At 70.9% G+C, this 13,339-nt stretch carries 10 protein-coding genes; 1 reads left to right on the top strand and 9 read right to left on the bottom strand.

The window, feature by feature from the left end; translation table 11 throughout:
• Window positions 1–4 precede the first annotated feature (4 nt).
• From mrdA to OIE51_RS19685, 8 genes are all read right to left on the bottom strand, one after another.
• Window positions 5–2,116 carry a penicillin-binding protein 2 gene (gene mrdA, locus OIE51_RS19720; RefSeq protein ID WP_326599065.1) on the bottom strand — a complete coding sequence of 704 codons (2,112 nt, stop codon included), beginning with the start codon at window positions 2,114–2,116 and terminating at the stop codon, window positions 5–7.
• Between the two features lie 88 nt (window positions 2,117–2,204).
• Window positions 2,205–2,915: a rod shape-determining protein MreD gene (gene mreD / locus OIE51_RS19715; protein WP_326599064.1), complete on the bottom strand. Its 711-nt coding sequence runs from the start codon at window positions 2,913–2,915 to the stop codon at window positions 2,205–2,207.
• A gap of 3 nt (window positions 2,916–2,918) precedes the next feature.
• The gene (gene mreC / locus OIE51_RS19710) at window positions 2,919–4,028 is read right to left on the bottom strand and encodes a rod shape-determining protein MreC (RefSeq protein WP_326599063.1); all 1,110 of its coding nucleotides are present in this window, start codon (window positions 4,026–4,028) and stop codon (window positions 2,919–2,921) included.
• A 134-nt stretch (window positions 4,029–4,162) separates the two neighbouring features.
• Window positions 4,163–5,182: a rod shape-determining protein gene (locus OIE51_RS19705; RefSeq protein ID WP_326599062.1), complete on the bottom strand. Its 1,020-nt coding sequence runs from the start codon at window positions 5,180–5,182 to the stop codon at window positions 4,163–4,165.
• Between the two features lie 334 nt (window positions 5,183–5,516).
• Window positions 5,517–5,930: a nucleoside-diphosphate kinase gene (gene ndk / locus OIE51_RS19700; RefSeq protein ID WP_326599061.1), complete on the bottom strand. Its 414-nt coding sequence runs from the start codon at window positions 5,928–5,930 to the stop codon at window positions 5,517–5,519.
• 55 nt (window positions 5,931–5,985) lie between these two features.
• The gene (locus OIE51_RS19695) at window positions 5,986–6,342 is read right to left on the bottom strand and encodes a DUF4233 domain-containing protein (RefSeq protein ID WP_326599060.1); all 357 of its coding nucleotides are present in this window, start codon (window positions 6,340–6,342) and stop codon (window positions 5,986–5,988) included.
• Window positions 6,342–7,817: a bifunctional tetrahydrofolate synthase/dihydrofolate synthase gene (gene folC, locus OIE51_RS19690; RefSeq protein ID WP_326600705.1), complete on the bottom strand. Its 1,476-nt coding sequence runs from the start codon at window positions 7,815–7,817 to the stop codon at window positions 6,342–6,344. Before folC ends, OIE51_RS19695 begins: the two co-directional genes overlap by 1 nt.
• A 133-nt stretch (window positions 7,818–7,950) precedes the next feature.
• Complete coding sequence (locus OIE51_RS19685) at window positions 7,951–10,581, bottom strand: valine--tRNA ligase (protein ID WP_326599059.1); 2,631 nt, start codon at window positions 10,579–10,581, stop codon at window positions 7,951–7,953.
• A 124-nt stretch (window positions 10,582–10,705) separates the two neighbouring features.
• On the opposite strand from OIE51_RS19685, the gene OIE51_RS19680 reads away from it, so the two are divergent.
• On the top strand, window positions 10,706–11,824 hold the full coding sequence (locus OIE51_RS19680; RefSeq protein ID WP_326599058.1) for a hypothetical protein: 1,119 nt from the start codon (window positions 10,706–10,708) through the stop codon (window positions 11,822–11,824).
• Between the two features lie 92 nt (window positions 11,825–11,916).
• On the opposite strand, the gene clpX is transcribed toward OIE51_RS19680, so the two are convergent.
• Window positions 11,917–13,215 carry an ATP-dependent Clp protease ATP-binding subunit ClpX gene (gene clpX, locus OIE51_RS19675; RefSeq protein ID WP_326599057.1) on the bottom strand — a complete coding sequence of 433 codons (1,299 nt, stop codon included), beginning with the start codon at window positions 13,213–13,215 and terminating at the stop codon, window positions 11,917–11,919.
• Window positions 13,216–13,339 lie beyond the last annotated feature (124 nt).

The following is a 13,339-nucleotide window of genomic DNA, read 5'->3' as shown; positions in this document are numbered from 1 at the left end:
CTCGTCACTCGTTCCGCTCGTCGCGCTGCGGGACGATCGTGCCGTTCTCGTCGATCTCCGGCAGCTCCCGGAGCGGCTCCGGCAGCAGGGCGGCGTCGCGGTCGATGGAGCCGTCCTCGCCGACGCCGTAGATGGCCTCCCAGATGTTCCGCACGGCCGGTCCGGAGGCGCCGGAGCCGGTGCCCGCCTGGGCGATGGTCATCACCACGGTGTAGTCGTCGGAGTAGGTGGCCAGCCACGAGGTGGTCTGCTGGTCGCCGGACGCCTCCGCGGTGCCCGTCTTGCCGTGCAGCGGGATCTCGCCCTGTGGCCAGCCGCCGAACCGCCAGGCGGCGCTGCCCGTGGTGATCACCGAGGCGGTGGCGTCGCGCAGGTTCTCGATGGTCTCCTCGTCGGCCGGCAGCTGACCGGACGGCTGCGGGTCGAACTCCTCGACCACCGTGCCGTCGGCGGCGACCACGGCCCGGCCCACGGTCGGGGTGTAGAGCGTGCCGCCGTTGCCGAGCGCCGCGTAGATGGTGGCGAGCTGGATCGGGGTGACCAGCACGTCGCCCTGGCCGATGGCGAAGTTGAGCATGTCACCGGCGCGCATATTCATGCCCTCGGTGCAGTTCTCCCGGGCGATGCGGGCCTCGTAGTCCTGCCGGTCGGAGTCCGCGAGCTCGCACCAGGTCTCCTCGTTGGTCTCCCAGTAGTCCTGCTTCCACTCGCGGTCCGGAATCCGGCCGGCGGCCTCGTTGGGCAGGTCGATGCCGGTGGGCGCGCCGAGGCCGAACTCGTGGGCGGTGCGGAACAGCCAGTCGTCGGGGTTGTCCACCGGGTCGGTGCCGCCGTCGGCCAGCCACTCGCGGTGCGCGATGCCGTAGAAGACGGTGTTGCAGGAGACCTCGATGGCCCGGGCCAGGGTGATCGGGCCGTAGGAGGAGGACTCGAAGTTGCGGAACCGCTGGCCGCCGACCTCGTAGGTGGACGAGCAGTCGTAGGTGCCGTCGAAGTCGTACCCGGCGTTGACCGCCGCGGTGGTGGTGACCACCTTGAACGTCGAACCGGGCGGCCCCTGGCCCTGGATGGCCCGGTTGAGCAGCGGGTTGTCGGAGTCCTCGCTGGTCAGCCGCTCGTACTCGCGGGCGGAGATGCCGCCGACCCACACGTTGGGGTCGTAGTCGGGCGCGGAGGCCATGGCGACGACGCGGCCGGTGTCGTTCTCCAGCACGATCGCGGCGCCGGAGTCGGCCTCGAAGTTCCGCCCGGAGACGTCGTCGTGCGTGTCGCGGGCGGTCTCGATGGCCTGCGCGAGCTCGTCCTCCACCACGCCCTGGACCCGGGAGTCGATGGTGGTGATGAGGTTCGCCCCGGCCTCGCCCGGCTCGCTCTCCGACTCGCCGAGCACGCCGCCGAACTTGTCGACCTCGTACCGCGTGATGCCCGCCCGGCCGCGCAGATAGCTGTCGTAGGCGCGTTCGAGCCCGGAGCGGCCGATCTGGTCGGACCGCAGCAGCGGCGCGTCGGTGTCCTCGGTCTCCGCGACCTCGTCGTCGGTGACCGGCGAGAGGTAGCCCAGCACCTGGGCGGCGTTGGCGTTGTCCGGCGAGGGGTAGCGGCGCACGGCGGTCGGCTCGGCGCTGATGCCGGGGAAGTCCTCGGCCCGCTCCCTGATCTGGAGCGCCTGCTGCGTGGTCGCCTCGTCGGTGATCGGGATCGGCTGGTACGGCGAGCCGTTCCAGCACGGCTGCGGCGTCTCGGCGTCACACAGCCGCACCCGGTTGGTGACCTCCTCGACGGGCATGCCGAGCAGCTCGGCCAGCGCGGCCAGCACGCCTTCGCCGTCGTCCGGCAGCCCGCTCAGCTCCGTGCGGTCGGCGGAGACGACGAGTCGCGTCTCGTTGTCCGCGATCGGCACGCCGCGCGCGTCGAGGATCGAGCCGCGCACGGCCGGCTGCACGACCTGCTGGACGTGGTTCCCCGCGGCCTCGGCCGCGAACTCGTCGCCCTGGCGGATCTGCAGGTACCACAGCCGCCCGCCCAGGGTGAGCAGGAGCGAGAAGACCAATATCTGGATGACGACCAGCCGAATCGTGATCCGGGAAGTCCGGCCCGTCTCGGGGATGTTGGTCACAGCGTCTTCCTCGTGGCTTCTCCGCCCGCGCCCCGGCGGGGCGCGGTCATCGTCACGGTCCGCGGCCCGGCGGCCGCGTGTGCGTCGCTCACAGGCGCTTGACTCCCTTGATGCGTCCCGCCTTGTTCCGGGCGGATCGGCTGAGCAGTGTCGAGCGCTGGCCGAGCCGGGCGGCCTTGCCGTACCGGCGGCGGCGCGGGGCGCGGGTCCGCAGGCCGGTGCCGACACCGCCGAGCCAGCGCACGCTGACGTCGGCGCCGCCGATCGGGCCCGGGCCGCCGTCGCCGGACAGCGGATCGCTCTCCAGGCGGCGGGCCATGGCCATCACCAGCGGCACGGTGAACGGGGCCAGCAGCAGGTCATAGATGGTGGCGGTGAAGAGCAGCTTGCCGAGGCCGGCGTCCTGGACGGCGGTGTCCCCGACGAGCGTGCCGACGAGCGCGTACAGCAGCGTGGAGCTGACCGCCCCGGCCGCGACGACGAACATCGGCCCGGTGGCCGAACGGTGCTGCCCCGTATCGGGCTTGGTGAGCCCCGCCGCGTACCCGATGACGCACAGCACCAGCGCGTACCGGCCCACCGCGTGGTCGGCCGGCGGCGCCAGGTCCGCGAGCAGGCCGGCGAAGAAGCCGACCAGGCAGCCGCCGACGGGCCCGTAGACCAGGGCCAGCGCCAGCACGGTGAGCAGCAGCAGGTCGGGGACGGCGCCCGGGAGTTGGAACCGGGCGAGCACGCAGACCTGGAAGACCAGGGCCGCGACCACGAGCACGGTCGCGAGCAGGGTGCGGGACACGCGCATCGATCAGCTCCTGGTGGCCGGGTCGTCGTCTTCATCTTCGCCCGCGGCGTCACCGGCGGCTTCGGTCGCGTCGGCGCCCACGTTCTCGTCGGCGTCCGCGTTCTCCTCGGTGTCCACCATCTCGTCGGCGTCCACGGTCTCCTCGGCGTCCGCCACGTTCCCGTCGGCGTCTTCCGCCTCGCCCTCCCGGGCGACGGCGCCCTCGGCGTTCTCCTCCGGCTCCTCCTCGCGCGCCTGGTCCTCCGGCCCCTCGGGCCGGGGCGGGAGCACGGAGTCGCGCGGGTTGTCGCGCGGCGGCTCGACCACCACGCCGACCAGGTCGAGCTGGGTGAACGTCACGTAGGGGCGCACCTGGACGATCCGGGTCAGGTCGCCGGTGGTGCGGTCCACGCTGATGACCTCGCCCACCGGGACTCCGGGCACGAACGGCTTGTTGTCCGAGGAGCCGAAGGTGACCATCCGGTCACCCTCCTCCACCCGGGCCTGCTGGTTGAGCAGCTGGACGTCCAGCGTGTCGTCGCCGCGGCCGGTCGCGAAGCCCAGCTCCTGGCTGTCCTCCAGGCGGGTGCCGACCGTGAAGTCCGGGTCGTTGGCCAGCAGCACGGTCGCGGTGCCCGGTCCGACCGTGGTGACCCGGCCGACCAGGCCATCTCCGTTGAGCACGGTCATGTCGCGGGCGATGCCGTCCTCGCTGCCCGCGTCGATGGTGACGGTCCACGAGAAGCCCTGGGCGGCGCCGATCGCGATGACCTGGGCGCCGACGATCCCGTACTGTCCGGCGCCCGCCGTCCGGAGCAGCTCGTCCAGCTGGTCGACGCGCGACTCGCGGTGCTCCTCGCTGCCCAACTGCTGCCGCAGCTCGGCGTTCTCCCGCTCCAGCTCGCTGATCCGGTCGTGCCGGTCGCCGGAGTCGCGGACGGCGGAGATGGCGTTGGCCACCGGGTCCACCGCGCCGGCCATGCCCTCCTCCACGGGCCCGAAGACGGAGGCCGCGGCATCCCTCGCGCCGTCGAGCGGGGAGTCGTCCCCGCCGCGGATGTCCATCGTGATGAAGGCGAACGCGATGGAGATCAGCAGGACGAGAAGAAGCCGGCTCTCTCGGGTGTCCCTCACGTGCGGCGGCCGTGCCTTTCTGGGTCGTTCCTCGATGCCTGAGCTGATTCGGTGGTGCTAACGATCCGCCACGCGGATTGGTGTCCCGCCACGCGGCGGACCCGCGGCGAGGAGCCGGCTCGCGGGCCGCCGGGTCACCGCCGGGGCTGGGCGTCCAGCACCTGCTGCAGCGCCTCGAACTCCTCCACGCACTTCCCGGAGCCCAGCGCCACCGAGTCCAGCGGGTCCTCGGCGATGTGGATGGGCATGCCGGTCTCCTTGCGGAGCCGCTCGTCGAGGCCGCGCAGCAGCGCGCCACCACCGGTGAGCACGATGCCGCGGTCCATGATGTCGCCGGACAGCTCGGGCGGGCACTTGTCCAGCGTGGTCTTCACCGCGTCCACGATGGCGTTGACCGGCTCCTCCATCGCCTTGCGCACCTCGGCCGAGGAGATCACCACCGTCTTGGGCAGGCCGCTGACCAGGTCGCGGCCCCGGATCTCGGTGTGCTCGTCCGCGTCCATCTCGTGGGCCGAGCCGATGGTGATCTTGATGCTCTCGGCCGTCCGCTCACCGAGGAGGAGGCTGTACTCCTTCTTGATGTGCTGGATGATCGCGTTGTCCAGCTCGTCGCCGGCGACCCGGATCGACTGGGCGGTGACGATGCCACCGAGGGAGATGACCGCGACCTCGGTGGTACCGCCGCCGATGTCGACCACCATGTTCCCGGTCGCCTCGTGCACGGGCAGACCCGAGCCGATCGCGGCGGCCATCGGCTCCTCGATGATGTGCACCTGACGGGCACCCGCCTGGGTGGACGCCTCGATCACCGCGCGCCGCTCCACCCCGGTGATACCGGAGGGCACGCAGACGACGACCCGGGGGCGGGCCAGATAACGGCGCTTGTGGATTTTCAGAATGAAGTAGCGGAGCATCCGCTCGGTGATCTCGAAGTCGGCGATGACGCCGTCCTTGAGCGGACGAACCGCGACGATGTTGCCCGGGGTCCGGCCGATCATCTTCTTGGCCTCGGCGCCGACCGCGAGAATGCCACCGGTGTTGGTGTTGATGGCGACGACGGACGGCTCGTTGAGGACAATCCCGCGACCTCTGACGTACACCAGCGTGTTGGCCGTCCCGAGGTCGACTGCCATGTCACGTCCGATGAACGACATATTGTTCGCCATAGGGATACATCTGGCCTTCCAGCTGGAGCGATTTGTGCGGGGAGGTCGGCAGGGGGTGCGATGAACTTGCGCTGGCGGAGTCCCTCCCGTCCGGGGGAGAGAGTCGCGGCGTAGCCATCGTATCCACGGCCGGTCGAACACGGAGCGCCGGAGCGCCGCTTTCGCCATTGTCGGCGGAACGTGGCTCACCCTCCATCATGGTGACGTCGTGTTCGGGTGAAGGGTTCCCACGTTCGACTGTATCCAGTGCTCCGAAAGACTGCATTCAGACGTACACCTCGGGTGACACCCCCGCTCCCGCGGACGCGCATTCAGCGGATGATCAGGCGAGACCGGGGAAGAAAATCTTGAGTTCCCGTTCGGCCGACTCGGGCGAGTCGGAGGCGTGGATCAAGTTCTCCCGCACGACCGTGCCGTAGTCCCCCCGAATGGAGCCGGGGGCCGCCGCGATCGGGTCCGTGGGACCGGCCAGCGCCCGCATTCCCTCCACGACCCGCTCTCCCTCGACCACCAGCACCACGCTCGGGCCGGACGCCATGAACTCCAGCAGCGGCTCGTAGAACGGCCGACCGACGTGCTCGGCGTAGTGCGTCCGCAGCGCCTCCAGGTCCAGGGTCCGCAGCTCCAGCGCGGTGATCGCCCAGCCCGCCTTGCGCTCGACGCGGCCGACGATCTCGCCGATCAGACCTCTCCTGACCGCGTCGGGCTTCAGAAGGACAAGCGTGCGCTGGCTCATGGGCGGCGGCTCCCGGAAGATCGTGTGGTGCGGGCGAGCAAGATTACCGTGGCGGTCAGCCCGTCCCGGCGGCGGCCTCCGCCCCCGCGCGGGCGGCCTTGATCTCGTCCACCCGGCGGCCGTAATGGATCGAGGCCCACCACAGCGCGGCGAAGGCGCCGCCCAGCAGGAACAGCACCGGCAGCACCAGGCCGCCGGCGATCAGCGCGGCCTGGAGCGTCCACCCGAGCTGCACGAAGCCCGGCCGGTCGGCCAGACCGCACAGCAGCAGGCACAGCGCCATGGCCACGCCGCTGACCGTCCAGACCGTCCCCGTCCCGGCGGACACGTCGGTCAGCCGGGTGGCCGCGAGGGCGGCCAGGCCGATGACGATGAACTCGGCGATGAGCGTGCTGGCGCAGAGCGTGCGCATCAGCGGGACCTCCCCAGCAGCAGGCGGGCCTCGCCCACCGTGACGACGGAACCGGTGACCAGCACCCCGGCCCCGGCGTACTCGTGCTCCTCCTCGGCCAGCGCGATGGCCGCCTCCAGCGCGTCGTCCAGGCGCGGCTCGACCTGCACCCGGTCCTCGCCGAAGACCTCGACGGCGACGGCGGCCAGCTGGTCGGGGTCCATGGCTCGATGGCTGGCGTTGCTGGTGATCACCACCTCGCTGAAGACCGGCTCGAACGCCTCCAGCAGGCCGCGCGCGTCCTTGCCCTCGCTGGTGCCGACCACGCCGACGAGGCGGCTGAAGGAGAACGACTCCATGATCGCCGCGGCGGCGGCCTGCGCGCCGGGCGGGTTGTGCGCGGCGTCCAGCACGACGGTCGGGCTGGTGCGGACGACTTCGAGCCGGCCGGGCGAGGTGACGGAGGCGAAGGCGGTCCTGACCACGTCGACGTCCAGCGTCGTGGCGGGCCGGTCGACGCCGACACCGAAGAACGCCTCGACGGCGGCCAGCGCCACGGCGGCGTTGTGCGCCATGTGCTCCCCGTACAGCGGGAGGAAGATGTCCGGGTACTCGCCACCCAGGCCGCGCAGGGTCAGCATCTGGCCGCCCACCGCGTTCTCCCGGGCCAGCACGCCGAATTCCAGGCCCTCCCTGGCCACCGTGGCGTCCACCTCGACCGCCCGCCGGAGCACCACGGCGGCGGCGTCGATCTGTTGCTGGGCGAGGATCACCCGGGCGTCGGACTTGATGATCCCGGACTTCTCCACGGCGATCTGCTCCGGCGTGGTGCCGAGCCGGTCGGTGTGGTCCAGGGCGATCGGCGTCAGGACGGCGACCTGGCCGTCGACCACGTTGGTCGCGTCCCAGGTGCCGCCCATGCCGACCTCCACGATCGCCACGTCCACGGGCGCGTCGGCGAAGGCGGCGTACGCCATGCCGGTGAGCACCTCGAAGAACGACAGCCGGAAGCCCTGTCGGGAGTCGACCAGCTCGATGTACGGCTTGAGGTCCTCATACGTCTCGACGAACCGCTCGGGCGCGATCGGGGCGCCGTCCAGGCTGATCCGCTCGGTGATGGACTGCACATGCGGGCTGCTGTAGCGGCCGGTGCGCAGGTCGAAGGCGCCGAGCACCGCCTCGATCATGCGGGCGGTGCTGGTCTTGCCGTTGGTGCCGGTGATGTGGATGGCCGGATAGGCGCGCTGCGGGTCGCCGAGCAGGTCCATCAGCGCCTGGACGCGGACCAGCGACGGGTCGAGCTTGGTCTCCGGCCACCGCTTGGCCAGCTCCGCCTCGACCTCACGCAGCGCCCGGTCGACCTCGGGGTCCGCCGGCCGGGTCGGCAGATCCTCCGCGTCCGGTGCCCCGGCTCGGGCCCGCAGCGTACGGCTGCCCGCCTCGATCATGGCGAGATCGGGGTCACGGTCTCCACCGGGCTCCCCGGGGGAGGCCATGGTCTCGTCGAAGGACTCGTCTCCGTCACTGTGTGGGTCGCTCACGGTGCCAGTCTACGAACCACGGCCGGGCCCCGACGCCACGCGCCGGGCCGCCGCCCCCCGGTGCGGGGGGCGGGGCGGACGCGATGGGTCAGGGCAGCCGCGAAAGCTGGTCCGTGATCCGGGAGATGTCCGACTCCGCCGCCGCGCGACGGGCGCGGATCTTGTCGACCACGTGGTCGGGGGCCTTGGCCAGGAACGCCTCGTTGCCCAGCTTCGCCGTCGTCTGGGCCAACTCCTTCTCCGCCACCGCCAAGTCCTTCGTCAGGCGCTTGCGCTCCGCCTCGAAGTCGATGGCGCCGGAGAGGTCCAGGGCCACCGTGGCACCCGCGACCGGGAGGGTGGCCGTGGCCGCGAAGTCCTCACCGGCGGGCTGGAGCCGGAGCAGCGAGCGGATCGCGTCCTCGTGGGCGGCCAGACCCGCGGCGGCGGTCAGGTCGAGGGTGGCCGGGACCCGTTGGCCGGGCTGGAGGCCCTGGTCGGCGCGGAAACGGCGGACCTCGGTGACGAGCTGCCGGACGGCGTCGATCTCCCGCTCGGCCGCCGGGTCGCGGAAGCCGGAGTCCCGCGGCCACGCGGCGACGACGACCGACTCGCCGGACGTCAGCGTGGTCCACAGCTCGTCCGTGACGAACGGCGTGACCGGGTGCAGCAGCCGCAGCGTGACGTCGAGGACCTCGCCCAGGACCCGCCGCGTGATCTCCGCCGGACGGCCACCGGCCGCGAACGTCGTCTTGCTCAGCTCGACATACCAGTCGAAGACCTCGTCCCACGCGAAGTGGAACAGGGCGTCGCTCAGCTTCGCGAACTGGTAGTCGTCGTAGTAGGCGTCGACCTCGGCGACGACCGAGTGGAGCCGGGAGAGGATCCACCGGTCGGTGGACGACATCTCCTCGGGGGACGGCAGATCGCCCTCGACGGTCGCGCCGTTGAGCAGGGCGAAGCGCGTGGCGTTCCAGATCTTGTTCGCGAAGTTCCGCGACGCCTGGACCCAGTCCTCGCCGATCGGGACGTCCACCCCGGGGTTGGCGCCCCTGGCGAGGGTGAAGCGGACGGCGTCGGAGCCGTAGGCGTCCATCCAGTCCAGCGGATTGACCGTGTTCCCGAAGGACTTGGACATCTTCTTGCCGAACTGGTCGCGGACCATGCCGTGCAGGGCGATGGTGTGGAACGGCGGGACGCCGTCCATCGCGTACAGGCCGAACATCATCATCCGGGCGACCCAGAAGAACAGGATGTCGTAGCCGGTGACCAGGACGGCGTTCGGATAGAACCTCGCCAGGCTCTCGGTCTCCTCCGGCCAGCCGAGCGTGGAGAACGGCCACAGGCCCGAGGAGAACCAGGTGTCCAGGACGTCTGTCTCCTGGTGCCAGCCCGCGCCCGACGGCGGCTCCTCGTCCGGGCCGACGCAGACCGTCTCGCCGTCCGGCCCGTACCAGACGGGGATGCGGTGGCCCCACCACAACTGCCGCGAGATGCACCAGTCGTGGAGGTTGTCCACCCACTCGAAATACCGCGCGGACATCTCCTTGGGGTGGATGGTCACCCGTCCGTCGCGGACCGCGTCGCCGGCCGCCTTGGCCAGCGGGGCGACCTTGACCCACCACTGCATGGACAGCCGCGGCTCGATCGTGGTCTTGCAGCGCGAACAGTGCCCGACCGAGTGCCGGTAGGGGCGCTTCTCGTCGACGATCCGGCCCTCGGCGCGCAGCGCGGCGACGACGGCGGACCTGGCCTCCAGCCGGTCCAGGCCCAAGAACGGCCCGTGCGCGGTGATGATGGCGTGCTCGTCCATGATCGTGAGCTGCGGCAGGCCGTGCCGGCGGCCGATCTCGAAGTCGTTCGGGTCGTGGGCCGGGGTGACCTTGACCGCTCCGGTGCCGAACTCCGGGTCGACGTGCTCGTCGGCGATGACCGGGATGGACCGGTCGGTCAGCGGCAGCCGGACCGTGCGGCCGACGAGGTGCGCGTACCGCTCGTCGGCGGGGTGGACCGCGACCGCCGTGTCGCCGAGCATCGTCTCGGCCCGGGTGGTGGCGACGACGAGCGAGTCCTCGCCCTCGCCGTACCGGATGGAGACCAGCTCGCCGTCGTCCTCCTGGTACTCGACCTCGATGTCGGAGATGGCCGTCAGACAGCGCGGGCACCAGTTGATGATCCGCTCGGCGCGGTAGATCAGCCCGTCGTCGAAGAGCCGCTTGAAGATGGTCTGGACGGCCTGGGACAGGCCCTCGTCCATGGTGAAGCGCTCACGGGACCAGTCGACGCCGTCGCCGAGGCGGCGCATCTGCCCGGAGATCTGGCCGCCGGACTCCGCCTTCCACTGCCAGACGCGCTCGACGAACGCCTCTCGGCCAAGGTCGTGGCGGGACTTGCCCTCCTTGGCCAGCTCGCGCTCGACGACGTTCTGGGTGGCGATTCCGGCGTGGTCCATGCCGGGCTGCCACAGCGTCTCGAAACCCTGCATCCGCTTGCGGCGGGTGAGGGCATCGATCAGCGTGTGTTCAAAAGCATGCCCGAGATGAAGACTTCCGGTGACATTCGGCGGCGGGATGACGATCGCGTACGGTTCCTTTTCGCTTTTCGCGTCCGCGGCGAAGTAACCCCGTTCCACCCAGCGCTCGTACAGCTTCCCCTCTACATCGGCCGGCGTGTACTGCGTCGGCAGGTCGGTGGAGGCGCTGTGGGGCCCGTACGCGGGCGGCTGGGTCTTCTCGGTCACGGCGTCAGTCTAAAGGCGCGGATGTCATGCCCTCGAACCGATTCCAGGGGCGGATGTACAGAGCGGCATCTTGTCAGACAGGATGTGCGGAAGTGTTGAGGTAAAGGCTCTTGAGGGGAAGCACATGAGTTACAACCAGCCGGGACCGTACGGGCAGCAGCCCCCACAGGGCCCGCCCGGACAGCCCGGCCCGTACGGGGCGCCGCCGCCGCAGGGTCCGCCGCCGCCACCCGGCGGCCCGGCCCCCTACGGACAGGGCGGGGCCCCCGGTGCTCCCGGAGCCCCCGGCTACGGCTACCCGCAGCAGCCGGGCCAGCAGCCGGGTCCCTACGGCCAGCCCCAGGCGCCCGGCCCGTACGGGCAGCAGCCGCCCGGTGCCCCGGGCCAGTTCCCCGGGCAGCCGCCCTACGGCCAGGCGCCGCCGCCCCCGCCGGCGAAGGGCGGCAAGCGCACGGCGATCATCGCGATCGCCGTCGTCGCCGGGCTCGCCGTCATCGGCGCCGGCGCCTTCTTCCTGATCGGCGGGGACGAGGAGGGCGGCGGCCCGTCCGCCGACGACCCGCGTTACAGCCTGGCCATGCCCGACACCACCGGCGAGTTCACGCTGGTCCCGGGTGCCGAGGACGAGTTCTTCACCGAGGAGGACCTTGAGGCCGCGGGCGTGTCCGGCATGGAGCAGGACACCGCCAGCTACATGAACACCGACCCCGACGCCCAAGTCCCCGAGCCAGGCACGATCGTGCTCCAGACGGGCGGCGCCTGGGGCGAGGTGCGGGACCCCGAGGCGGCCGTGGACGGGCTCTTCGCCACGGTGGGCGAGGGCGACAGCGGCGAGGAGTTCGAGGGCGAACTCATCGGCGAACCGACCGACTTCTCCGACGACGGCGCGATCATCAAATGCCAGACGGCGCAGGGCACCGAGCCCGACCCGGACTTCGGCTACCCGCTGGAGGCGGCGATCTGCGTGTGGGGCGACTACAGCACGCTGGGCGCCACCGTCATCCTGCCGATGCCCGAGTTCCCCACGAACTTCGACCCCAACTCCTCGGATATCCCGGAGTTCACCGCGCCCGCCCCGGTGAGCCTGGAGACCGCCGCCGAGTACACCCGGCAGCTGCGGCTGGACGCCCTGGTCGAGGTGGAGGGCGGCGCCACCCCCACCGCTGACGGCGGGAACAGCGGCGACGCAGGCAGCGGCGGGGACTTCGGCGACATCGAGGTCCCGCCGCCGTCCACCGAGTGAGCGCGGGCCCGTGACGACGCCCGCGGGGCCCGGACCGAATCGCTCGGTCCGGGCCCCGCGGGCGTCTGTGTCGGCGGTGCCCGGCGCGCGCCTCAGGCCGTCTTCTCGTGCGGCGCCGCGCTGCCGCCGCGCTGCTTGGTCAGCCGGGAGCGCGGGACCAGCGTGGGGTTCACGTTGGACCTGACGACGTCCTCGGTGATCAGCACCTGGCCCACGTCCTGGCGGGACGGCACCTCGTACATCACCGACATCAGGACCTCCTCCATGATCGCCCGCAGGCCGCGGGCGCCCGTGCCGCGCAGGATCGCCTGATCGGCGATGGCCTCCAGCGCGGGGAGGTCGAACTGCAGCTCCACACCGTCGAGCTCGAACAACCGCTGGTACTGCTTGACCAGCGCGTTGCGCGGCTCGACCAGAATGCGCAGCAGCGCCTCACGGTCCAGGTTGTGCACGGAGGTGATGACCGGCAGCCGGCCGATGAACTCCGGGATCATGCCGTACTTGACCAGGTCCTCCGGAAGGGCGTCCGTGAGGATCTGGCCCGAGTCGCGGTCGCGCTTGGAGCGGATGTCCGCGCCGAAGCCGATGCCCCGACCGCCCGACCGGGCCCGGATGATGTCGTCCAGCCCCGCGAAGGCGCCGCCCACGATGAACAGGACGTTGGACGTGTCGATCTGCAGGAACTCCTGGTGCGGGTGCTTGCGCCCGCCCTGCGGCGGCACCGCGGCGGTGGTGCCCTCCAGGATCTTCAGCAGCGCCTGCTGGACACCCTCGCCGGACACATCGCGGGTGATCGACGGGTTCTCGCTCTTGCGGGCGACCTTGTCGATCTCGTCGATGTAGATGATGCCCTGCTCGGCCTTCTTGATGTCGTAGTCCGCGGCCTGGATGAGCTTGAGCAGGATGTTCTCCACGTCCTCGCCCACATAGCCCGCCTCGGTCAGCGCCGTGGCGTCCGTGATGGCGAAGGGGACGTTGAGCATCCGGGCCAGCGTCTGGGCCAGCAGCGTCTTGCCGGAGCCCGTCGGGCCGAGCAGCAGGATGTTCGACTTGGCGAGCTCGATCTCCTCGTCACGCGACGAGGCGTCGGCCTCGCTGGCCCGCACCCGCTTGTAGTGGTTGTAGACAGCCACCGAAAGGGCCTTCTTGGCGTCTTCCTGGCCGACCACATAACTTTCCAGGAAGTCGTAGATCTCGCGCGGCTTCGGGAGCTCGCTCAGCTCCGACTCGGGTGACTCGGCGAGCTCCTCCTCGATGATCTCGTTGCAGAGATCGATGCATTCATCGCAGATGTAGACCCCCGGACCCGCGATGAGCTTCTTCACCTGTTTCTGACTCTTGCCGCAGAATGAGCACTTGAGCAGATCGCCGCCGTCACCGATGCGTGCCACGAGGTGCTTCCCCTTCGCCTGCGCACCGCCGGGGAGACGGTGCCTAGTGCTTTCTGAAGACGACGGTACCCTGTCGCCCCGGCGGAATGGTCCCCCCTCGACGGGAATCCCGCTCGGCGGGGCC

It is taken from the genome of Streptomyces sp. NBC_01803, assembly GCF_035917415.1.
GTDB lineage: Bacteria > Actinomycetota > Actinomycetes > Streptomycetales > Streptomycetaceae > Streptomyces.
This window is presented reverse-complemented; position numbering and strand designations above follow the sequence as displayed.

Bases quoted from the DNA above. Each gene is read 5' to 3' on its own strand.
- mreD (WP_326599064.1), bottom strand. From the start codon at position 2,915: ATGCGCGTGTCCCGCACCCTGCTCGCGACCGTGCTCGTGGTCGCGGCC.
- OIE51_RS19705 (WP_326599062.1), bottom strand. From the start codon at position 5,182: ATGTCGTTCATCGGACGTGACATGGCAGTCGACCTCGGGACGGCCAAC.
- ndk (WP_326599061.1), bottom strand. From the start codon at position 5,930: ATGAGCCAGCGCACGCTTGTCCTTCTGAAGCCCGACGCGGTCAGGAGA.
- OIE51_RS19695 (WP_326599060.1), bottom strand. From the start codon at position 6,342: ATGCGCACGCTCTGCGCCAGCACGCTCATCGCCGAGTTCATCGTCATC.
- folC (WP_326600705.1), bottom strand. From the start codon at position 7,817: ATGGCCTCCCCCGGGGAGCCCGGTGGAGACCGTGACCCCGATCTCGCC.
- OIE51_RS19680 (WP_326599058.1), top strand. From the start codon at position 10,706: ATGAGTTACAACCAGCCGGGACCGTACGGGCAGCAGCCCCCACAGGGC.